Raw genomic sequence first — 21607 nt, 5'->3', positions numbered from 1 at the left:
TCAGAGCCTCCGGGTCGCCAGGGTCAGCCGATCGCGCGCGTCGAACAGCGCGTCCTTCACCATCTGCTCGTGCGCGGGCGTCAGTCTCGCCACCGGCACCGAGCAGCTGATCGCGTCCCGCGCCGGCGTGCGGTACGGGATCGCCACGCCGAAGCAGCGCAGGCCGAGCGTGTTCTCCTCGCGGTCCACGGCGAAGCCCTGCTCGCGGACCTGGTGCAGCTCCTCGATGAGCTTCTCGCGGTCCGTGATCGTGTGCTCGGTGAGCGCGGGCAGCGTCTCCGGGAGCATCTTGCGGACCTGCTCGTCGGTGTACGTGCTCAGCAGCGCCTTGCCGAGCGAGGTGGAGTGGGCGGGGAGGCGGCGGCCGACGCGGGTGAAGGGGCGCAGGTAGTGCTGGGACTGGCGGGTGGCGAGGTAGACGACGTTGGTGCCGTCCAGACGGGCCAGGTGGATGGTCTCGGTGGTGTCGTCCGAGAGACGGTCCAGCGTCGGACGGGCGGCTGTGACCACCTCGTCGCCGTCGATGTAGGAGGTGCCGACCAGCAGCGCCCGTACACCGATGCCGTACCGCGTGCCGGTCGCGTCGGTCTCCACCCAGCCCAGCTCCACGAGCGTGCGCAGCAGCATGTAGAGACTGGACTTGGGATACCCGACGGCCTCCTGCACCGACGCGAGAGAGTGCATGCCGGGGCGGCCGGCGAAGTATTCCAGCAGCTCAACCGTCCGCACCGCGGACTTGACCTGCGCGCCGCCCCCCGTCTCGCCAGCCGACATCGCCCTTGACCCCTTCGTTCGGCGGGAAATACGCTCCAGCATATTCAGCATCACAGACAACGTTCAGTATATCGAACGACCCTGATACAGAGCGCGTGGAGGGACCCGCGGTGGCAGCAGCACCAGTCTGGAGTGTCGACCCCCGTACCGGGAAGCAGCGTGAACAGGTTGCGGTGGAGGCCACGGCCCAGGAGGTCGACTCCGTCGTCCGCGCCGCGCACGCCACGCGCGAGGCCCTCGCCGACCGCGCCGTCCGCGCGGCCTTCCTGCGCGCCGCCGCCGACCGTCTGGAGGCGGCCAAGGACCAGCTCGTCGAGGTCGCCGACGCCGAGACCGCGCTCGGCCCGGTCCGGCTGACCGGCGAGCTCGCCCGCACCTGCTACCAGCTGCGCGCGTTCGCCGGCATCGTCGACGAGGGCGCCTTCCTCGACGTCGTCATCAACCACCCCGACGACACCGCCACCCCGCCCGTCCCGGACCTGCGCCGCTACAAGGTGCCCCTGGGCGTCGTCGCCGTCTACTCGGCCTCCAACTTCCCCTTCGCCTTCTCCGTCGCCGGCGGCGACACCGCGAGCGCGCTGGCCGCGGGCTGCCCGGTTGTCGTCAAGGCCCACCCCGACCACCCGGCCCTGTCCGAGCTGGTCGCCCATGTGCTGCGGGCGGCCGCCGCCGAGCACGGCATCGACCAGGCCGTCGTGGGTCTCGTCCACGGCTTCGAGGCGGGCGTCGAGCTCATCAAGCACCCGCTGGTCGCCGCCGCGGGCTTCACCGGGTCCATCCGGGGCGGACGCGCGCTGTTCGACGCGGCGGCGGCCCGGCCGGTGCCGATCCCGTTCCACGGCGAGCTGGGGTCGCTGAACCCGGTCCTGGTGACCGAGGCGGCAGCCGCCGAGCGGGCCGAGGCGATCGGTGCGGGTCTCGCCGGGTCGATGACGCTGGGCGTCGGGCAGTTCTGTGTGAAGCCGGGGCTGGTGCTGGTGCCGTCCGGTGCCGCCGGTGACGGACTGCTCAAGTCGCTCACGGACGCCGTGAGCGACACGGAGGCCGGTGTGCTGCTCGACCACCGGATGCGGGACAACTTCATCGCGGGTGTCGCCGAGCGCGCCGAACTGCCCGACGTGGAGTCGCCGGTGACGCCGGGGGCGGGCGGCGAGCACACGGTCAGCGCCGGCTTCCTGACGGTTCCGGCCGAGAAGCTGGCCAGTGAGGGGGCGTACGACCTGCTCCTGGAGGAGTGCTTCGGTCCGGTCACCGTCGTCGCCCGCTACGAGTCCGAGGACGAGGCCAAGGCCGTTCTCTCGCGGCTGCCGGGCAACCTCACGGCGACGGTCCAGCTGTCCGAGGAGGAGGCGGCCGGACAGGGACGGGGCGCCGAGCTCCTCGCCGAGCTGACGCCGCTGGCCGGGCGGGTGCTGGTGAACGGCTGGCCGACCGGGGTCGCCGTCGCACCGGCCCAGCACCACGGGGGGCCGTACCCGGCGACCACGTCCACGTCCACCTCCGTCGGCGGCACGGCGATCGAGCGGTGGCTGCGGCCGGTGGTGTACCAGAACGCTCCGGAGGCGCTGCTGCCGCCCGAGCTCCGCGACGACAACCCGCTTGGCCTGCCCCGGCGCTTCAACAACAACCTCGAGCGCTGAACACCCCACGGCCACACCGGGAAAGGCGAACTGGAACACTCTGAGGATGGACGTGGAACTTCCCGAACTTCCTTTCCCCCTCCGCACCTACGGGCCCGACGGGCACTGGTCCTACGAGGACGGTGTCCTCACGGCGTGGGCCGGCCCGCGGCAGGACCGGTTCGTGCCGCCCACCGGGGAAGCGCTGGAGCCCGCCTCCGACGCTCCCCGGCTGCTCGGGGCGCCCGAGGGGGACTTCCAGTTCGTCGCACGGGTCACCGTCGGGTTCAACGGGGCCTTCGACGCGGGGGTGTTGTACGTCCACGTGGGCGAGCGGGCCTGGGCCAAGCTCTGTCTGGAGTACTCCCCGGACGTGCCCACCGTCTGCACGGTGGTCACCCGGGGACACTCCGACGACGCCAACTCCTTCACCGTGGACGGCAGTTCCGTCTGGCTGCGGGTGAGCCGGACCGGGCGGGCCTTCGCCTTCCACGCCTCCCGGGACGGCAAGCGCTGGACCTTCGTCCGGCTGTTCACCCTGGGCGACGAGAAGGAGACGGGTGCGGCCCTGGTCGGCTTCATGGCGCAGGCGCCGATGGGGGAGGGGTGCGTGGTCACGTACGACCACCTGGAGTTCCTGCCCAGCTGGCCGGACGACCTGCGCGACGGAAGCTGAGCGCGGCCCCCGGCGTCCACCGTGCCCGGTTCGGCCGTGTCGGAACCGGATCGGCGCAGGTCACGTCCTCCGTGGCATGATCAGGGAACGAGTGACCGCAGGCCGAGTGATCCGTACCGTCGTGCCCGCCGAGGCGGAGGCCGTCGTCGCGCTGCACGCGCGCGCCCGGGCGACGTACTACCCGGACGGGATCCCGCAGGACGGCACCGACTGGCTCGCCGGCTGGCGCTCGGCCATCGAGCGGCCGGACGGGCATGTGCTGTGCGCCGTGGAGCGGGGCCGGATCGTCGCCCTCGCCTCCTTCCGCACCCCGGAGGGCGCGCCCATGGGCACGGTCAAGCTGTTCCAGTTCCACGTCGATCCCGACCACTGGCGCACCGGCCTCGGTACGGCCCTGCACACGGCCTGCGTCGAGCAGTGGCGAGCGGACGGCAAGGAGACCGCCGTCCTCGACGTGCACGTCGACAACCGGCGCGCCCAGGCCTTCTACGCACGTCAGGGCTGGACCCCGGACCCCGAGAACCCGCCCGTCGCTGGGGACCACCACCTTTTCCTGCGGTACGCGGTGATCGGGGAATGACGATGACCGCTTGAACGTTCACATACCAAGCCGGAGGACGTCTCCGTACCCGTACGACCTGAAGAGAGCCGAGACATGCGCGTCGAGATCTGGAGCGACATCGCCTGCCCCTGGTGCTACGTGGGCAAGGCCCGCTTCGAGAAGGCGCTCGAGGCCTTCCCGCACCGCGACCAGGTCGAGGTGGTGCACCGCTCCTTCGAGCTGGACCCCGGCCGCGCCAAGGGCGACGTCCAGCCCGTGATCACGATGCTCACCCGGAAGTACGGCATGAGCGAGGCCCAGGCCCAGGCCGGTGAGGAGAACCTCGGCGCCCAGGCCGCCGCCGAGGGCCTGGAGTACCGCACCCGGGGCCGCGACCACGGCAACACCTTCGACCTGCACCGGCTCCTGCACTTCGCCAAGGAGCAGGGCAGGCAGGACGAGCTGATCCAGATCCTCTACCGCGCCAACTTCGCCGAGGAGCGGTCCCTCTTCACCGAGGGCGACGAGCGGCTCGTGGAGTTGGCCGTCGAGGCCGGACTCGACGCCGACGCCACCCGCGGGGTGCTCGCCGACCCGACCGCGTACGCCGACGAGGTCCGCGCCGACGAGCGCGAGGCCGCCGAGCTCGGTGCGGGCGGCGTGCCCTTCTTCGTGCTCGACCGCACGTACGGCGTCTCCGGCGCCCAGCCCGCCGAGGTCTTCGCACAGGCGCTGACCCAGGCGTGGGGCGAGCGGGCGCCGCTGAAGCTGGTCGACCAGGGTGACGCGGAGGCCTGTGGCCCGGACGGGTGCGCGGTCCCGCAGCACTGACACGGGCGGGCAGGGGACGTACGCGCAGGCAGGGGCCGATACATAAGCGTTCCTTAGGGAAACCACGTAAGAATCGGCAATGGACTTCGACTTCTCCGGGCCGCACAGTGGAGCCATGGAGACCTTCGAGAGCCTCGTCCGCACCGAGTTCGCCCCGAAGAACACCTATCTCAACACCGCGAGCAACGGCCTGCTGCCGGCCCGGACCGTCACCGCCCTGCACGAGGCGGCGATGCTTCGGGCCGAGGGCAGGCCGCTGACCTCGCTCTACGAGGACGTGGAGGCCTGCCGGGCCGCGTACGCCCGGCTCGCCGGCGTCCCGGTCACCCGGGTGGCGATCGGCGCCTCGGTCGCCGCGCACACGGGGGTCATCGCCGCCTCGCTGCCCGCGGGGGCCGAGGTCCTCACCGCCGAGGACGACTTCACCTCCGTGCTGAACCCCTTTCACGTCCGCGGCGACCTCAAGGTCCGCGCGGTCCCGCTGGAGCGGATCGCCGAGGCCGTCCGCCCGGACACCGCGCTCGTCGCGGTCAGCGCCGCCCAGTCCGCCGACGGGCGGATCGCCGACCTGCCCGCCCTGCGCGAGGCGGCGCGGACGCACGGGGCGCGCACCTACGTCGACTTCTCCCAGTCCGCCGGCTGGCTGCCGATGGACGTCGACGCGTACGACTTCTCCGCCTCCGTCTCCTTCAAGTGGCTGCTCGGCCCGCACGGCGGGGCCTTCCTCGTGGTCCCGGAGGACTTCGGCGGACTGACCCCGGTGCTCGCGGGCTGGGTCGCGGCCGAGCAGCCGTGGGACAGCTGCTACGGGCCCGTGGCCGAACTCGCCCACTCCGCACGGCGGTTCGACCTGACCCACGCCCTGTTCACCTTCGCGGGACTGCGCCGCTCCCTCGACCTGATCGAGGAACTCGGCGTGGCCGCCGTCCAGGCCCACGACCTGGCCCTCGCCGACCGGTTCCGGGCCGGGCTCGCGGCCCTCGGCCACGAGCCCATGCCCGCACCCGGCTCCGCGATCGTCTCGGTGCCCGGACTCGGCCACCGCCAGCCCGAGTTGGGCAGGGCGGACATCCAGGTCTCCAACCGCGCGGGCAACCTGCGCGCGGCCTTCCACCTGTACAACACGGCCGCGGACGTGGACCGCCTGCTGGATGTGCTGTCGGGGTGACCACAGGGGCGGCCGGCGTCACCGGTGAGGCGGTGACGCCGCCCGCCCCCTCGGGCTCACCTCACCGGACGGGAGTGAAATCCCTCGCTCCGATGAACTCCGGCCTGCGCACCGGCGCCGCGAACGGCTCCACCGCCGCGTTCTCCACACTGTTGAACACGATGAAGACGTTGCTGCGCGGGAACGGCGTGATGTTGTCGCCGGACCCGTGCATGCAGTTGCAGTCGAACCAGGTCGCCGAACCGGCCGGGCCCGTGAACAGCTTGATGCCGTAGGCGGAGGCCATCTTGGTCAGCGCCTCGTCGGAGGGCGTGCCCGCGTCCTGCATCTGCAGGGACTTCTTGTAGTTGTCCTTCGGCGTGGCGCCGGCACAGCCGAGGAACGTCTTGTGCGAGCCCGGCATGATCATGAGCCCGCCGTTGGTGTCGTAGTTCTCGGTCAGGGCGATCGAGACGGACACCGTCCGCATGCGGGGCAGACCGTCCTCGGCGTGCCAGGTCTCGAAGTCGGAGTGCCAGTAGAAGCCGGAGGCGCCGAAGCCCGGCTTGACATTGATCCGGGACTGATGGACGTACACGTCCGAGCCGAGGATCTGCCGGGCCCGGCCGACGACCCGCTCGTCGCGCACGAGGTTCGCGAAGACCTCGCTGATCCGGTGCACCTCGAAGACGGACCGGATCTCCTGGGACGTCGGCTCGACGATGGACCGCTCGTCGGCCCGGATCGCCGGGTCGGCCACCAGCCGGTCCAGCTCCTGCCGGTACACGGCGACCTCGTCGTCGGTGAGCAGCTGGTCGACGGCGGCGAAGCCGTCGCGCTCGAACGACTGGAGGTCCAGCGGTTCGAACGGGCCGGGCGCGTCCGGGGCGCCCCAGACGACCGGGTCCTGGCGGGGGACGGTCACCTCGGCGGCGCCGCGGCTGGGGTAGAGATCGGTGACAGTGGTGTCGGTGACAGTGGTCATGGGGATGTCACACCTCCTCGGGCTCGGTGAGCAGCGGGTAGACGCCGTTCTCGTCGTGGTCCTCCCGCCCGGTCACCGGCGGGTTGAACACGCAGATGCAGCGGAAGTCCTCCTTGACGCGCAGCGTGTGCCGCTCGTGCCCGTCGAGGAGGTACATGGTCCCGGGCGTGATGGTGTAGGTCCGCCCGGCCTCGTGGTCGGTCAGCTCCGCCTCGCCCTCGACGCAGACGACGGCCTCGACGTGGTTGGCGTACCACATCGACGTCTCCGTGCCCGCGTACAGGATCGTCTCGTGCAGCGAGAAGCCGACCCTCTCCTTGGCGAGGACGATGCGTTTGCTCTCCCAGGTGCCGGACGCCGCCTTCACATGCCGGTCGGTGCCCTCGATGTCCTTGAACGAACGGACGATCACGGTGGTGCGATGCCTCCTAGGTGGATGGTTTCAGGGTGGGGTCAGGGATGGTTCCGGGATGGCTCAGGCGGTTTCCCGTACGGCGCGGGCGAGCACGCTCAGGCCCTCGTCCAGCTCCTCGGGGGTGACGGTGAGGGCCGGCAGCAGCTTGACGACCTCGCTCTCGGGCCCGGACGTCTCGACCAGCAGCCCGAGTTCGAAGGCGCGCCGCGCGATCCGCCCGGCCCGGTCCTTGTCGTGGAACTCCAGGCCCCACACCAGACCGCGGCCCCGGTACTCCTTGATGTCGGGGAGGTTCTCCTCGGTGATCGAGATCAGTCCCTGCTCGACCTGCTCGCCGCGCGCCCGGGTCTGCTTCTCCATCGCCGAGCCGTCGGCCCAGTACGTCTCGAGGGCGGCGGTGGCGGTGACGAACGCCGGGTTGTTGCCGCGGAAGGTGCCGTTGTGCTCACCCGGCTCCCACACGTCCAGCTCGGGCTTGAACAGGCACAGCGACATGGGCAGGCCGTAGCCGCTGATGGACTTCGACACGGTGACGATGTCCGGGACGATCCCGGACTCCTCGAAGGAGAAGAAGGCGCCGGTGCGGCCGCAGCCCATCTGGATGTCGTCGACGATCAGCAGCATGTCCTGCCGCTCGCACAGCTCGGCGAGCGCCCGCAGCCACTCCGGGCGGGCGACGTTGATGCCGCCCTCGCCCTGCACGGTCTCGACGATCACCGCGGCGGGCTTGTTCAGCCCGGACCCCTGGTCCTCGAGCAGCCGCTCGAACCAGAGGAAGTCCGGGACCGTGCCGTCGAAGTAGTTGTCGAACGGCATCGGCGTCCCGTGCACGAGCGGAATGCCCGCGCCGGCCCGCTTGAAGGCGTTGCCGGTGACGGCGAGCGAGCCCAGCGACATCCCGTGGAAGGCGTTGGTGAACGACACGATCGCCTCGCGCCCCTTCACCTTCCGCGCCAGTTTCAGCGCGGACTCCACGGCGTTGGTGCCGGTCGGACCCGGGAACATGACCTTGTACGGCAGGTCGCGCGGCCGCAGCACCAGGTCCTGGAAGGTCTGCAGGAACGACCGCTTGGCGACGGTGGACATGTCGAGCCCGTGGGTGACGCCGTCCCGCAGCAGGTAGTCGATCAACGCCCGTTTCAGCACGGGGTTGTTGTGTCCGTAGTTGAGTGACCCGGCGCCGGCGAAGAAGTCGAGGTACTGATGGCCGTCCTCGTCGTGCATGCGGCTGCCCTGGGCACGGTCGAAGACGACGGGCCAGCCACGGCAGTAGCTGCGCACCTCGGACTCGAGGGTCTCGAAGACGCTGAGGTCGGGCTGGGTGATGGTCACGGCGAATCGCTCCTCGATGCGAGGGTGTGGGGGTGGGGGTGTATGGGGGGTGGGGGGGGAGTTCAGGAAGCGGTCAACGGGCCGATGCGGTACAGCACTTCGGGGTCGTGCGGGCCGTCCGGGAACAGGCCCGTGCCGAACAGCACCTCACGGGTGACGTCCGCCCCGTGCCGGGCGGCGTAGGAGGTGAACAGCCGCTCCGAGGCGGTGTTGCCCGGCGTGATGGTGGTCTCGACGGTGGTGATCGGGCGCTCGGCGGCGATCCGCGCGGTCAGCCCGTCGAGCAGCGCGGCGGCGAGGCCGCGGCCGCGGTACGCGGCGTCGACCGCCACCTGCCAGACCAGCAGGGTGTGCGGGGCCTCCGGCCGGATGTATCCGGTGACGAACCCGACGGCCTCCCCGCCCTCCGCACGCGCCACCGCCGTGGTGCCGGCGAAGTCACGGCACCACAGCAGATAGCTGTAGGACGAGTTCAGGTCGAGGGTTCCGGATTCCTTGGCGATACGCCAGAGCGCGGCCCCGTCCGCCACCGAAGGGCGGTCGATCTGCAGGTCTGCTTGCGTGGCAGTCATGCAGATTGAATTTACCGAGCGAAATTAAAAAATGCATGGGGGGATGGGGTTACGTGATGGCTGTTCCTGTGTTATTCGCGCGAGCGGGTGGGCGAGCGCGAGGAGCGGGGTATATGTACCGGTTTGTGTGCGACAAAAGGCGTGAAACGGGCGCCCTGTGGAACGTGTCACACAGTGGAAACCCTCACGAGATCTACCCGAATCACACCGCTCGGCGTTCGCGAAATCTTTGCGTTTAGTACTCGGGAAAGCGGGCAGAAGAGTAACGGAAATCTACCCGCTCGAATTGCTTATGAATTACGGTGAATTCAGGCTCCGGTAACCCCGTCGATGCGCTCCCGAAGAATGTCGGCGTGCCCGTTGTGCCGTGCGTACTCCTCGACGAGGTGAATCAGCACCCACCGCAGACTGACCTCCAGCCCGGCCATCGGTCCGTCGGCGATCCGCCCGGTGTCGTCCAGTGAGCGCCCGGCGGTCAGCTCGCGCCCGCGCGCGATCTCCCGGCGCCAGACGGTCAGCGCCTCGTCGAGACCGCGGTCGGGATCGAGCACGTACCCGGTCTCCTCCTCGTGTACGGGCGGCACGTCGAGGCCGGCGAACACCCGCTGGAACCAGGTGCGTTCCACCTCGGCGAGGTGCTGCACCAGCCCGAGCAGGGTCAGCTCGGACGGCTCGGCGGACGCCAGCCGCACCTGCTTGTCGTCCAGTCCCGCGCACTTGAGCTCCAGCGTGGCGCGGTGGAAGTCGAGCCAGCTCTCGAGCATCGGACGCTCGTCGCCGGTCATGAGGGGGATGGGGCGGCCGTCGGGGAGAGTAGTCATGCGGGGAGCATGACAGGACCCACTGACACGGCCGTCCGTTCAGCGCAGGGCGGACCTCACCGCCAGGCCGCCTCCGGGCCCGATGTCACCGCCGGGCCGGATGTCACCGCCGGGCCGCCTCCGGGCCCGACGTCACCGCCAGGCCGCCTCCGCCGCCCGCAGCGCACCCGTCAGGTCCACGTCCAGGCCCTTCTCCGCGAGGGCCGCCCCCAGGGCCGTCAGGCTGTTGCGCACCGTGCCCGGTGTGGCGTCCGGCCCGTAGTGGTTGACCCGGATCATCTCCTTGGCCAGGGCGCCCCCGCCCGCCGCCAGCGGCAGCGCCGGGTCGCCCGCCAGGGCGCGCGCCACCAGCTCCGAGGCCACGACGCCCGAGGGCGAGCGCAGGGTCGTGGCGACCGGAGCCGCCTCCGCCGCCTCGTACACGTACGGCTCCAGGCCGCCGCCCAGGGCCGCCGCACCCGCGCGGGTCGCGGCAGCGGCGGAGGAGTGCCGGCCCATCACCGCATCCAGCCCCTCCCCCTCGATCCGCTCCACGCACGCCTCCAGTGCCAGCATCTCCAGCTGCGCCGGCGCGTGCAGCAGGGCCTTGCGGCCGCCGTCGACCCACCGCTCCTTCCAGTCGAGGAGGGACAGGTACGAGCGGCGCGGCGCCCTCGGGTTCGCGGCCATCCGCGCCCACGCCCGCTCGCTCACCGACACCGCCGACACGCCCGCCGGCCCGCCCATCGCCTTCTGTGCCCCGATCACGCACAGGTCCACGCCCCACGCGTCCGGCAGCACCGGCTCGGCGCCGATCGACGCCACCGCGTCCAGGTAGAAGAGGGCGCCGTGCGCACGCACCGCCTCGCCGATCTCCGCGACCGGGTTGGTGTTGCCGGTCGCCGCCTCGGCGTGCACCAGGGACACGAAGTCGATCTCCGGGTGCTCGGCGAAGGCCTCCCGGATCTGCTCGGCCGTGACCGCCGTGTGGAAGGGCACCGCGAGGTCGACCACCGTGGCGCCGCAGTCGCGCAGCCAGTCGCCGAAGGTCTGCCCGTACGGACCGGTGATCACGTTCAGCGCCGTCGTGCCCGGACCGGCGGTGGCGCGGATCGCGCCCTCCAGCGGCAGCAGCGCCTCGCCCTGCATGATCACGACGTCCTGCTCGGTGCTCAGCAGACGTGCCACGCGGTCCTCGATCGACGCGAAGTGGGCGGCACTCAGCGGGGTCAGGTCCAGGAACGGGTGTGTCACGGCGGTGCTCTCTTCACTCACGGGGTAGAGGTGTGACGAGAGTAACCGGCACGCTCCACACCATTCCGACTGGCGACTTCTTAGGTGGCACCGCCCTGTAGCCATGGGTTTGGTTTGAGAGCCTCAAACTCCTCCTTATAATCAGAACCCATAGTTCCCTTACGTCCCTTACAGGAAGGCCCGCCGTGAACACGCTCCCCGGGCGCCGGACCCGCATCCTGGCCGCCATCACCGCGACGGCCGGGCTGATGCTCGTGACTGCCTGTACCTCCACCGACGACGGCGGCAGCGGCTCCAAGACCGCCGCCGGCGGGGTCGAGCTCGTCAAGGCCGGACAGCTCACCACCTGCACCCACCTGCCGTACCCGCCGTTCCAGTCGGAGATCGACGGCAAGGTCCAGGGCTTCGACGTCGCGCTGGTCGACCTCGTCGCCAAGGACCTCGGCGTGAAGCAGGAGATCCTGGACACGCCCTTCGAGAACTTCAAGACGGGCGCCTTCCTCAACTCCGGTGAGTGCGACCTGGCCGCGGCCGGCATGACCATCACCGAGGAGCGCAAGAAGAACGTCGACTTCTCCGACCCGTACTTCGACGCCACCCAGGCCGTCCTGGTCGACAAGAACGCCGGCGTGAACTCCCTCGCCGACGTCAAGTCCAAGAACGTCAAGCTCGGCGCCCAGGCGCAGACCACCGGCGAGGACTACGCGAAGAAGCAGGGCTTCGACCCGGTCTCCTTCGAGTCCTCCGACGCTGTCCTCAACGGCCTGCGCACCGGCCAGGTCAAGGCCGTCGTCATCGACTACCCGGTCGTCCAGGGCTGGCTGAAGGACAAGGCCACCGCCGACAAGTTCGAGGTCGTCGACAACCTCAACACCGGCGAGCAGTACGGCTTCACGGTGAAGAAGGGCAACACCAAGCTGCTCGCCGCCATCGACAAGGCGCTCGCCGACGCCAAGGCCGACGGCACGTACAAGAAGCTGTACGAGCAGTGGATCGGCCCCTACGACGAGTCCGCCGCCTCCCCGGCCGCCTCATGACCGCCACGGACATAGAGGTACAGCCCAGGAGGAAGGGCCTCACCCGGCGCCAGAAGCGCAGTCTGTCGCGGGGTCTCCAGTACGTCGTCTTCGTCGCGGCCGTGGTCGCCTTCGCGCTCGCGGCCGACTGGGACCGGCTGCAGAACCAGTTCGCGCAGAAGGACGTCGCGCGGCAGATGTTCCCGGACGTCATCACGCTGGCGCTGAAGAACACCGTGCTGTACACCGTGTCCGGGTTCGTCTTCGCTCTGACGCTCGGGCTGGTGATCGCTCTGATGCGTCTGTCGTCCGTCGGGCCGTACCGCTGGGTCGCCGGCGTCTACATCGAGATCTTCCGCGGCCTGCCCGCCCTGCTGATCTTCATTTTCATCGGCGTGGCGGTCCCCCTGGCCTTCCCGGGCACGGAGATCGTCGGTGGGACATACGGCAAGGCCGCCATCGCGCTCGGTCTGGTCGGGGCCGCGTACCTGGCGGAGACCTTCCGAGCCGGCATCCAGGCGGTGCCCAAGGGCCAGATGGAGGCTGCCCGTTCGCTCGGCTTCTCGCCCGCCCGGGCCATGATCTCGATCATCATTCCCCAGGCGTTCCGGATCATCCTCCCGCCGATGACGAACGAGTTCATCATCCTCTTCAAGGACTCCTCGCTCGTGCTGCTCCTCGGCGTCACGTTGGAGGAGCGCGAACTGTCCAAGTTCGGCCGCGACCTGGCCAGCACCACCGCCAACTCCACGCCGATCCTCGTCGCCGGCCTGTGCTACCTGCTGGTGACGATCCCGCTCGGCTTCGTCGTACGCCGCATGGAGGCGAAGGCCCAGGAGGCCGTGAAATGAGCGAGAAGTCTCTTGCGGCGCGTCCGGAGATCGACGTACGCGGCCTGCACAAGTCCTTCGGCGCCAACGAGGTCCTCAAGGGCATCGACCTGGAGATCAACCAGGGCGAGGTCGTCTGTGTCATCGGCCCGTCGGGTTCGGGCAAGTCGACGCTGCTGCGCTGCGTGAACCTCCTGGAGGAGCCCACGAAGGGCCAGGTCTTCGTGGGTGGCACCGAGCTGACCGACCCCGACGTCGACATCGACGCCGTACGCCGCCGGATCGGCATGGTCTTCCAGCAGTTCAACCTCTTCCCGCACCTGACGGTGACCGAGAACCTGACGCTGCCGCAGCGTCGGGTGCTCCGGCGTGACAAGGCGCAGGCCGCGAAGGTGGCCGCGGAGAACCTGGAGCGTGTCGGTCTGTCGGAGAAGGCGAGCGCCTACCCCGCCTCCCTCTCCGGCGGGCAGCAGCAGCGGGTGGCGATCGCCCGTGCCCTCGCCATGGGCCCGGAGGTGATGCTGTTCGACGAACCGACCTCGGCGCTCGACCCGGAGCTGGTGGGCGACGTCCTCGCGGTCATGCGCATGCTCGCCCGGGACGGGATGACCATGATGGTGGTCACCCATGAGATGACCTTCGCCCGCGAGGTCGCCGACCGGGTCGTCTTCATGGACGGCGGTGTGATCGTCGAGGACGGCACCCCCGAGCAGGTGATCGGCAACCCCCGCCACGAACGCACCCGCCACTTCCTCTCCCGTCTCCTCGACCCGGCGATGGCCGAGGTGGAGGAGGAGACCTCGGACCAGGTCGGCGGCAGCGGCGCCTGACTAAGGTGCAGTACATGAGCGATCGAGCGGTGCTGCACGTGAAGGGCAGGGTCCTGGTCGGACCCGACGACGTCCGTGACGAACTGTGGGTCGTCGACGGCCGGATCTCCTACGACCGTCCCGTCGGCGCCCGTGACATCCGCACGGTGCGGGGCTGGGCGCTGCCCGGCCTGGTCGACGCCCACTGCCATGTGGGCCTCGGCCCGCACGGGCCGGTGCCGGAGGACGTCGCGGAGAAGCAGGCGCTGACGGACAGGGAGGCCGGGACGCTGCTGATCCGCGACGCGGGCTCCCCCTCCGACACCCGCTGGATCGACGACCGCGAGGACCTCCCGAAGATCATCCGCGCGGGCCGGCACATCGCCCGCACCCGCCGCTACATCCGCGGCTACGCCTGGGAGATCGAACCGGAGGACCTGGTCGCGTACGTCGCCCAGGAGGCTCGGCGCGGCGACGGCTGGGTCAAGCTGGTCGGCGACTGGATCGACCGCGAGACGGGCGACCTGTCGGCCTGCTGGCCGCGCGAGGCCGTCGAGGCGGCGATCACGGAGGCCCACCGCCTGGGGGCGAGGGTGACGGCCCACTGCTTCTCGGAGGACTCCCTGCAGGACCTCGTCGAGTCCGGCATCGACTGCATCGAACACGCGACGGGCCTGACCGAGGACCTGATCCCGCTCTTCGCGTCCCGCGGGGTGGCGATCGTCCCCACGCTGGTCAACATCGCGACCTTCCCCAAGCTGGCCGACGGCGGCGAGAGCAAGTACCCGACCTGGTCCGCCCACATGCGCCGCCTCCACGCCCGCCGCTACGACACCGTCCGCAACGCCTACGACGCCGGCATCCCGGTCTACGTCGGCACCGACGCGGGCGGCAGCCTGCCGCACGGCCTGGTGGCAGCCGAGGTCGCCGAACTGGTCACGGCGGGCATCCCCCCGGTCGACGCCCTCGGGGCGACGACCTGGGCGGCCCGCAGGTGGCTCGGCCGGCCCGGGCTGGAAGAGGGAGCCGCGGCGGACCTCGTCGTCTGTGAGACCGATCCGCGTGCGGACGTACGGGTCCTGGCGGCGCCCCGGCGCGTGGTGCTCGACGGACGCGTCGTCGACTAGAGGCACTCGAAAACTTTCGACACACGGTCAACGGCCCTTCTCTGTCAGGGCTGTTGACCGACCCATGAAAGCGTTTTAACTTCCTCTCACTCGACTCCGAGACATGAGGGGGACCCGTGGCCGTTGCCCTACGGGAACGCACAGGTGAAAAGGGGGTCGGCAGTGCTCGGCACCGGTCGGGCGGCGCACGTCCAACGCGAAAACGCTTTCAAAGCTCCGTCCTCCTGCTGCTCATGCTGCCCGGGCTCGCCTACTTCCTGCTGTTCCACTACGGCGCACTGGCCGGCAACGTCATCGCGTTCAAGGAGTACGTGCCCTTCGACGGTCTCTGGGGCAGCCCCTGGGTCGGCCTGGGCAACTTCCAGCGCATGTTCGAGGACGGGGAGTTCTGGGCGGCGGTCCTCAACACCCTCTGGATCGCGGTCCTCCAGCTCGTCTTCTACTTCCCGGTCCCGCTCGGCCTCGCCCTGCTGCTGCACAGCCTCACCTGGAGCTCGGTGCGGCGCTTCGTGCAGTCGGTGGCGTACCTGCCGCACTTCATCTCGTGGGTGATCGTCGTCGCCCTCTTCCAGCAGGTGCTCGGCGACACCGGGCTGCTCAACTCCTCGCTGGACGGCATGGGCCTGCACACCGTCGACCTCATCGGCAACCCCGACGCCTTCCGGCCGCTCGTCGTCGCGCAGGTGATCTGGAAGGACGCCGGCTGGGGCACGATCATCTTCCTCGCCGCGCTGGCCCAGGTCGACGAGCAGCAGTACGAGGCCGCCGCCCTCGACGGAGCAGGCCCCTGGCGGCGCTTCTGGCACGTCACCCTGCCCGCCATCCGCCCCGTGATCGTCCTGCTGCTGATCATGCGGCTCGGCGACATCCTCTCCGTCGGCTTCGAACAGATGCTGCTCCAACGCGACGCGGTCGGTCCTCAGGCCGCCGAGATCATCGACACCTTCGTCTACTACCAGGGCATCGTCGGCGGCGACTACGGCTTCGCGGCCGCCGCGGGCCTGTTCAAGGGCGTCGTCGGCGCCCTCCTCGTCTACGCCGCCAACAAGGTCGCCCACCGCCTCGGCGAACAGGGGGTCTACAAGTGAGCAGCCACGCCCGCACCCCCGTCCGGCCCGGCTGGATGGAGAAGCCGAAGCCCCTCACGCAGGCCGGGAAGGTCATCGCCCTCGCGACCGTCGTCCTGCTGGTCTGCGTGCCCTTCCTCGTCATCGTCTCGACCTCGCTGGCCTCCACCGACGAGGTCGTCGACAACGGCGGCTGGGTGCTCTGGCCGACCGAGCCGACGCTCAAGGCGTACCGGGACATCTTCGACGGCGGCATCGTCACCCACGCCCTCGGCGTCAGCGCGGGCGTCACCGTCGTCGGCACCCTGCTCAGCCTCGCCTGCACCGTGACCCTCGCCTACGCCCTCTCCCGCCCCGGCGTCTTCGGCGGCAAGCCCGTCCTGCTCCTCGTTCTGTTCACCTTCCTCTTCCCGCCCGGCATGATCCCGAGCTTCCTGCTGGTCAAGGAGCTGGGCCTGCTGGACAGCTACGCCTCGCTGGTCCTGCCCGTCCTCGTGAACGTCTTCAACCTCGTCGTCCTGCGCGGCTTCTTCCAGGGCATCCCCGAGGAGCTGTACGAGGCGGCGCGCCTCGACGGGGCCGGGGACTGGCGGGTGCTGGTCTCGGTCGTCCTGCCCCTGTCCAAGGCCGCGCTCGCCGTGGTCGGCCTGTTCTACGCGGTGGCGTACTGGAACTCCTGGTTCTACGCCTCGCTCTACCTGGAGAGCGACCACTGGCCCCTGCAGCAGGTCCTGCGCACCTACGTGGTGGCCGGCTCCGGCCTCACCGACGCCACCACCGGCGAGGGCACGGTCACCGCACCGCAGACCGTGCAGATGGCGGTGCTGGTGATCGCCACCGTGCCGATCCTGCTCGTCTACCCGTTCCTGCAGAGGTACTTCACCAAGGGCGTGCTCACCGGCGCCGTCAAGAGCTGAGACACCAGCCGGCCGCGACGCCGGCTGCCACCCGTCAAGAGCCGCGCTACGAAAGGTCATCCGCTCATGCCCCGCATGTCCCGACGTACCCTGCTGCGCTCCATGGCCGTCGGCGGCGCCGCCGTCTCCGTCCCCGGTCTGCTGACCGCCTGCTCCACCGAGTCCGGCGGTGGCGACGTCTCCAACGCCGGCAAGAAACTCGCCGCCTGGCCCGCCCACACACCCGCCAAGGGCCCCCAGCCGGACCTCGCCCCCACCGACGCCGGCGTCCAGGCCGGCTACACCGCCTACCCCGCCGACCTGGTGAAGTCCGTCTCCCGCACCCCGGGCGACGGCTCCACCATCAAGGTCATGTCGGTCTCCTTCGGCACTCCTCCGAAGCCCGCCTCCGCCAACCGCTTCTGGGCGGCCGTCGAGAAGGCCCTCGGCGTGAAGATCGAGTACACGATCGTCGCCCAGGCCGACTACCAGAAGAAGATGGCGACCGTCATGGCCGCCGACCCCGACGCCCTCCCGGACATCATCAACCTCTTCTCCGGATTCGTGCTGCCCCGCGAGGCCGAGTTCGTCCAACGACGCGCCGAGGACCTCACGCCGTACCTCTCCGGCGCGGCGATCGCCGACTACCCCAACCTCGCGAACATCCCCACCCACGCCTGGCGCGACATGGGCCGCATCGGCGGCCGCATCCACGGCATCCCCCTGGAACGCCCGCTGCCCGGCTCCACCCTGTGGCTCAACCAGGGCCTGTTCACCGACGCGGGCATGAAGGAGGGCTGGACCTCCACGGACTTCGCCGCCGTCGCGAAACGGGCGACCGGCGGCCGTACGTATGCGCTCGGCGCCGCCGCCAACTCCCTCTTCGGCAACGCCGTGCACTCCGCCGCCCACAACGCGCCCCAGGAGTGGGCCGTCACCGAGGCCGGCGCCTTCCGCCCGGGCTGCGCCGACGAGCGCTACAAGGCGTCGATCGCCTTCCAGGCCGAACTGCGCAAGAGCGGCTGCTACCACCCCGACGCCACGTCCATCTCCCAGATCGACCTGACCACGCTCTACTACAACGGCACGGTCGGCTCCATGCAGGACGGATTCGGCGCATACCTGCCCAAGTTCCGGGAGTCCCGCGGCAAGCTGACCCCCGCGGCGGCGCTGCCGTACAGCGTCGACGGCGAGCCCGGCGGCATCGTCGCCGCCCGCCGCTCCTTCGGCTACACGGTGCTGAAGAAGGCGAAGAAGGAGCGCATCGAGCTGCTCCTGCGCGTCCTCGACTACCTGGCCGCCCCCTTCGGCAGCGAGGAGTGGGAACTCGTCCACTACGGCGTCGAGGGCACCCACTTCACCCGCGGCAAGGACGGCTCACCGCAGCCCACCGAGCTGGGCGAGGTCGAGAACAACACCAACCTGCCGCTGAAGTACCTCGCCGAAGGCCCCCAGGTCCTGTTCGTGCCCGGCATGCCCGAGGCCGTACGGGCCCTGCACGCCTGGCAGCAGAAGACGGTCCCGCGCGCCATCCGCAACGCCTCCTACGGCCTGCAGTCCCGGACCAAGAACGCCCAGGGCACCACCCTCAGGGCGCTCCTCGACGACACCGTCACCGGGATCGTCGCCGGCCGGCTGCCGCTGTCCGAATGGGACGCGGCGGTGAAGAAGTGGCGGGCCCGGGGCGGCGACAGAATGGCCGAGGAGTTCGCGAAGGACTTCGCGGCCAACAGGTGAGCGACCGCCGGTGCAGCGACAGACGCGGGGGATGGGGAACGACATGGTGTCCAAGGGGCGGGTCACGATCCGCGAGGTCGCCGAGCGGGCCGGCGTGTCGATGGCCACCGCCTCCCGCGCGTTGAGCGGCAACCACCCGGTGCCCGCCGCCACGCGGGCCCGCGTCCTGCGCGCGGCCCGCGACCTCGACTACGTCGCCAACGCGCATGCCCGCGCCCTCGTCGGCGGCGGACGCAAGATGGCCGCCGTCGTCGTCCGCCAGGTCACCAGCCCCTTCTACGCCCAGGTCGCCGAGGGCGTCGAGGCGGAGGCCGCCGACCGGGGCTGGCTGTGCGTGGTCGGCGCGACCGGCGGGGATCCGCAGCGCGAGATGGAGTTCGTGCAGCTCATGCGGGAGGAGGGGGCACGCCTGGTGATCCTGGTCGGCGGGGTCGTGGAGGACGACGCGTACCGCTCGCGCGTCGCCCACTACGCGCAGGCCCTGGACGCGTCCGGCGCCCGGCTGGTGCTGTGCGGACGGCCGGCGCCGGGCCCCGACATACCGGCACTCGTCGTCGAGTTCGACAACGAGGCCGGGGCACGGGCCGTCACCGCGCATCTGCTGTCGGCCGGGCACCGCCGGATCGTGTTCCTCGGCGCGCTCCCCGGCAACACGGCCCTGGACGCACGCGTCGCCGGTTACCGCGCCGCGCTCGCCGAACACGGGCTGCCGCCCGAGGCCGCGTATGTCGTCGACTGCGGGCTGGGCCGCGCGGCCGGACTGCGGGCCATGGCCGAACTCCTCAAGGGGCCCAGGGACTTCACGGCGGTGGTGGCCGGGGACGACATGGTCGCGGCCGGTGTGCTGAGGGCTGTCGCCGACGCGGGACTGCGGGTGCCCGAGGACATCTCTGTCGTCGGCTACAACGACATCCCCCTCGCCGAGGACTTCGACCCGCCGCTGACCACCGTCCGCACTCCCGCCGAGGAACTCGGCCGTGCCGCCGTACGCATCGCCCTGCGCGACCCCGAGCAGGCCGCCGGGAGCCACCATCTGCTGGGCACCCACATCGTCGTACGCCGCAGTGTCGCTCCGCCGGGTGCGCCGTCATGACACTGCGGGCGCGTGGTGGCTGGTCGCTCCCCCACTCCCGGCTCCGCTCGAGCGGGAGGGACCCCCATCGCGGCGGAGCAGCACACCGACACGGCCCCGCGCCCCTCTGGGGCTCGTTGCACCTGCCCCTCGTCTGACCAACACGGAGATTTCGCCCTGTATGACCGCGCCGCATGTGTCGCTGCCCGATGATCCGACGAACCTTCCCGACCTCCCCCCGCTCGACCCGCTGGTCTCGCCTCTCACGGGGTGGACCCGTGCCCACTGGGAGGCGGTCGCCGACCGCCTCCTCGACGGACTGCTGCCCTACGCCTCCCCGAGGTTCGCCCAGTACCGGCTCCCCGGCCGCGCCGGCCACTCCGGCCCCTGGTCGGACGGCCTGGAGGGCTTCGCGCGCTCCTTCCTGCTCGCCGCCTTCCGCATCGCCGGCTCGAACGGCCGTGCCGGCCCGTCGCTCATCGAGCGGTACGCCACCGGACTCGCCGCCGGCACCGACCCGCACGGCGACGAACACTGGCCGCCCATCACCGACCGGGCCCAGCCGATGGTCGAGGCGGCCTCTGTCGCGATCGCCCTGCACGAGTCCCGCCCCTGGCTGTGGGACCACCTCGACGACCGGGTACGCGAACGGGTCGCCGACTGGCTGGGCGGCTTCGTCGGCGCCGACGTCAACGACTCCAACTGGCGGCTGTTCCAGGTCATCACCGAGGAGTTCCTCGCCTCCGTCGGCGCCCCGCACCGCCGCGCCGAGATCGACGCCGGACTCGCCCGGCTCGACGACTGGTACCGGGGCGGCGGCTGGTACACCGACGGCGACGGCAGGAAGTTCGACTACTACAACGCGTGGGCGCTGCACCTGTATCCGGTGCTGTGGGCGCGTATCGCGGGAGAGCGCGCCGACCCCGGCACCGTGCTCCGCCACCGAGCCCGTCTGCGCGAGTTCCTCGCCGTCCACCAGCACTTCTTCGGCTCCGACGGCGCCCCGGTCCACCAGGGCCGCTCCCTCACCTACCGCTTCGCGACCACCGCACCGCTGTGGGCGGGTGCCCTCGCCGACGCCACTCCGCTGCCCCCGGGCCGCACCCGCCGCCTCGCCTCGGGCGCCCTGAAGCACTTCGCCGAGCGGGGCGCACCCGACGAGCACGGCCTGCTCACCCTCGGCTGGTACCGGCCCTTCCTCCCCGTCACCCAGCGCTACTCCGGGCCCGCTTCCCCCTACTGGGCGAGCAAGGCGTTCCTCGGCCTGCTGCTGCCCGACGACCACCCCGTGTGGACGGCACGCGAGGAGACCGCACCCGTGGACACGGCCGACGTCCGCCTGTCCCTGCCCGCACCGGGCTGGCTGCTGCACTCCACCGCAGCCGACGGGATCGTCCGGCTCGTCAACCACGGCAGCGACCGCCTGCCGCCCCCGCCCGCGGCAGCCGACGACAGCCCGCACTACGCCCGCCTCGCCTACTCCACCGCCACCGCCCCCGAGACCCCGGAAGCGACGACGGGCCCCGACAACCACATCGCCCTGCTCGCCCCCGACGGCACCCCGTCCCCGCGCGGCCGTATCCACCCCCTCGGCGCCGAGGGCCGCCGGGCCGCCTCCTGGCACCGGGCGCTGGTGCCGGGCGACACCGGCGCGGGGCACCGCATCGAGACGGTGAGCGTGGTGCACGGGCCGTGGGAGGTACGGGTGCACCGGCTCGACGCGCCCCCCGGCACACCGGTGCGCGAGGGCGGCTGGGCCGTCGCCGACGACACCGCGCCGCCGGTGGGGGAGACCGGCCCGGCGCTGGCCGTGGCCCGCCGTGCGGACGGCCTGACCAGCGCGCTCGTCGGCCTGTACGGCTGGGGCGACGCCGAGGGAAGGGTCGTGGCGGCCGTCGGGGTCAACGCCGTGGGGCACCACTCGGCGACGCCGGTCCTCCAACGCCCGGAAGGCGCACGCCTCCTGGTGACGCTCGTGCTGCTCAGCGCGGACCCGCACACCGGGTGGACCGGCGCGAGCGCCGGGGTCGCGGCCGACGGAACGGTGGAGATCCGCTTCCCGGACGGCACGACGGAGACCGTGCCGCCGCCCTGACCCGGCTCCGCC

21 protein-coding genes are annotated in these 21607 nt (G+C 70.9%); 14 read left to right on the top strand and 7 right to left on the bottom strand.

Annotated elements, in window-relative coordinates; translation table 11 throughout:
- Window positions 1-774: an IclR family transcriptional regulator gene (locus IE263_RS21090; RefSeq protein ID WP_189938872.1), complete on the bottom strand. Its 774-nt coding sequence runs from the start codon at window positions 772-774 to the stop codon at window positions 1-3.
- Window positions 775-884: 110 nt separating this feature from the next.
- On the opposite strand from IE263_RS21090, the gene IE263_RS21085 reads away from it, so the two are divergent.
- From IE263_RS21085 to IE263_RS21065, 5 genes are all read left to right on the top strand, one after another.
- On the top strand, window positions 885-2414 hold the full coding sequence (locus IE263_RS21085; protein WP_189938870.1) for an aldehyde dehydrogenase (NADP(+)): 1530 nt from the start codon (window positions 885-887) through the stop codon (window positions 2412-2414).
- Between the two features lie 46 nt (window positions 2415-2460).
- Window positions 2461-3069 (top strand): DUF1349 domain-containing protein, encoded by a 609-nt coding sequence (locus IE263_RS21080; RefSeq protein ID WP_189938868.1) that lies wholly within the window; start codon window positions 2461-2463, stop codon window positions 3067-3069.
- Window positions 3070-3145: 76 nt separating this feature from the next.
- Window positions 3146-3649, top strand: a complete 504-nt coding sequence (locus IE263_RS21075; protein WP_189938866.1) for a GNAT family N-acetyltransferase — start codon at window positions 3146-3148, stop codon at window positions 3647-3649.
- A gap of 75 nt (window positions 3650-3724) precedes the next feature.
- Window positions 3725-4441 carry a DsbA family oxidoreductase gene (locus tag IE263_RS21070; protein ID WP_189938864.1) on the top strand — a complete coding sequence of 239 codons (717 nt, stop codon included), beginning with the start codon at window positions 3725-3727 and terminating at the stop codon, window positions 4439-4441.
- Between the two features lie 115 nt (window positions 4442-4556).
- On the top strand, window positions 4557-5609 hold the full coding sequence (locus IE263_RS21065; protein WP_189938862.1) for an aminotransferase class V-fold PLP-dependent enzyme: 1053 nt from the start codon (window positions 4557-4559) through the stop codon (window positions 5607-5609).
- Window positions 5610-5670: 61 nt separating this feature from the next.
- Here the strand turns inward: IE263_RS21065 and thpD are convergent, their stop codons facing one another.
- From thpD to IE263_RS21035, 6 genes are all read right to left on the bottom strand, one after another.
- Window positions 5671-6573 (bottom strand): ectoine hydroxylase, encoded by a 903-nt coding sequence (gene thpD, locus IE263_RS21060; protein WP_189938860.1) that lies wholly within the window; start codon window positions 6571-6573, stop codon window positions 5671-5673.
- Between the two features lie 7 nt (window positions 6574-6580).
- Complete coding sequence (locus tag IE263_RS21055) at window positions 6581-6985, bottom strand: ectoine synthase (protein ID WP_189938858.1); 405 nt, start codon at window positions 6983-6985, stop codon at window positions 6581-6583.
- 63 nt (window positions 6986-7048) lie between these two features.
- On the bottom strand, window positions 7049-8320 hold the full coding sequence (gene ectB, locus IE263_RS21050; protein WP_189938856.1) for a diaminobutyrate--2-oxoglutarate transaminase: 1272 nt from the start codon (window positions 8318-8320) through the stop codon (window positions 7049-7051).
- 62 nt (window positions 8321-8382) lie between these two features.
- Window positions 8383-8892: a diaminobutyrate acetyltransferase gene (ectA, locus tag IE263_RS21045; RefSeq protein ID WP_189938854.1), complete on the bottom strand. Its 510-nt coding sequence runs from the start codon at window positions 8890-8892 to the stop codon at window positions 8383-8385.
- Window positions 8893-9200: 308 nt separating this feature from the next.
- Window positions 9201-9713: a DinB family protein gene (locus tag IE263_RS21040; RefSeq protein ID WP_189938852.1), complete on the bottom strand. Its 513-nt coding sequence runs from the start codon at window positions 9711-9713 to the stop codon at window positions 9201-9203.
- Window positions 9714-9845: 132 nt separating this feature from the next.
- A complete protein-coding gene (locus IE263_RS21035) occupies window positions 9846-10946 on the bottom strand; it encodes a pyridoxal-phosphate-dependent aminotransferase family protein (protein WP_189938850.1) in 1101 nt (366 codons plus the stop codon).
- A gap of 185 nt (window positions 10947-11131) precedes the next feature.
- On the opposite strand from IE263_RS21035, the gene IE263_RS21030 reads away from it, so the two are divergent.
- From IE263_RS21030 to IE263_RS20990, 9 genes are all read left to right on the top strand, one after another.
- Entirely contained in the window at window positions 11132-11983 is an 852-nt protein-coding gene (locus IE263_RS21030; protein ID WP_189938848.1) for a transporter substrate-binding domain-containing protein, read from the top strand.
- A complete protein-coding gene (locus tag IE263_RS21025; protein ID WP_189938846.1) occupies window positions 11980-12813 on the top strand; it encodes an amino acid ABC transporter permease in 834 nt (277 codons plus the stop codon). The genes IE263_RS21030 and IE263_RS21025 overlap by 4 nt, the downstream gene beginning before the upstream one ends.
- A complete protein-coding gene (locus IE263_RS21020; protein WP_189938844.1) occupies window positions 12810-13622 on the top strand; it encodes an amino acid ABC transporter ATP-binding protein in 813 nt (270 codons plus the stop codon). Before IE263_RS21025 ends, IE263_RS21020 begins: the two co-directional genes overlap by 4 nt.
- A gap of 14 nt (window positions 13623-13636) precedes the next feature.
- Window positions 13637-14728 carry an amidohydrolase family protein gene (locus tag IE263_RS21015; RefSeq protein ID WP_189938842.1) on the top strand — a complete coding sequence of 364 codons (1092 nt, stop codon included), beginning with the start codon at window positions 13637-13639 and terminating at the stop codon, window positions 14726-14728.
- Window positions 14729-14961: 233 nt separating this feature from the next.
- Window positions 14962-15816, top strand: coding sequence for an ABC transporter permease (locus IE263_RS21010; protein WP_189938834.1), 855 nt, complete (start codon window positions 14962-14964; stop codon window positions 15814-15816).
- Between the two features lie 35 nt (window positions 15817-15851).
- A complete protein-coding gene (locus tag IE263_RS21005; RefSeq protein WP_189938986.1) occupies window positions 15852-16712 on the top strand; it encodes a carbohydrate ABC transporter permease in 861 nt (286 codons plus the stop codon).
- A 66-nt stretch (window positions 16713-16778) separates the two neighbouring features.
- Window positions 16779-18428 (top strand): type 2 periplasmic-binding domain-containing protein, encoded by a 1650-nt coding sequence (locus IE263_RS21000; protein ID WP_189938832.1) that lies wholly within the window; start codon window positions 16779-16781, stop codon window positions 18426-18428.
- Between the two features lie 43 nt (window positions 18429-18471).
- Window positions 18472-19521 (top strand): LacI family DNA-binding transcriptional regulator, encoded by a 1050-nt coding sequence (locus tag IE263_RS20995; RefSeq protein ID WP_189938985.1) that lies wholly within the window; start codon window positions 18472-18474, stop codon window positions 19519-19521.
- Window positions 19522-19681: 160 nt separating this feature from the next.
- Complete coding sequence (locus tag IE263_RS20990) at window positions 19682-21595, top strand: DUF2264 domain-containing protein (RefSeq protein ID WP_189938824.1); 1914 nt, start codon at window positions 19682-19684, stop codon at window positions 21593-21595.
- Window positions 21596-21607 lie beyond the last annotated feature (12 nt).

It is taken from the genome of Streptomyces aurantiogriseus (assembly GCF_014649375.1).
Classification (GTDB): domain Bacteria; phylum Actinomycetota; class Actinomycetes; order Streptomycetales; family Streptomycetaceae; genus Streptomyces; species Streptomyces aurantiogriseus.
Note: the sequence above shows the minus strand (reverse complement) of the source record. Positions and strands in the feature narration are given on the sequence as shown.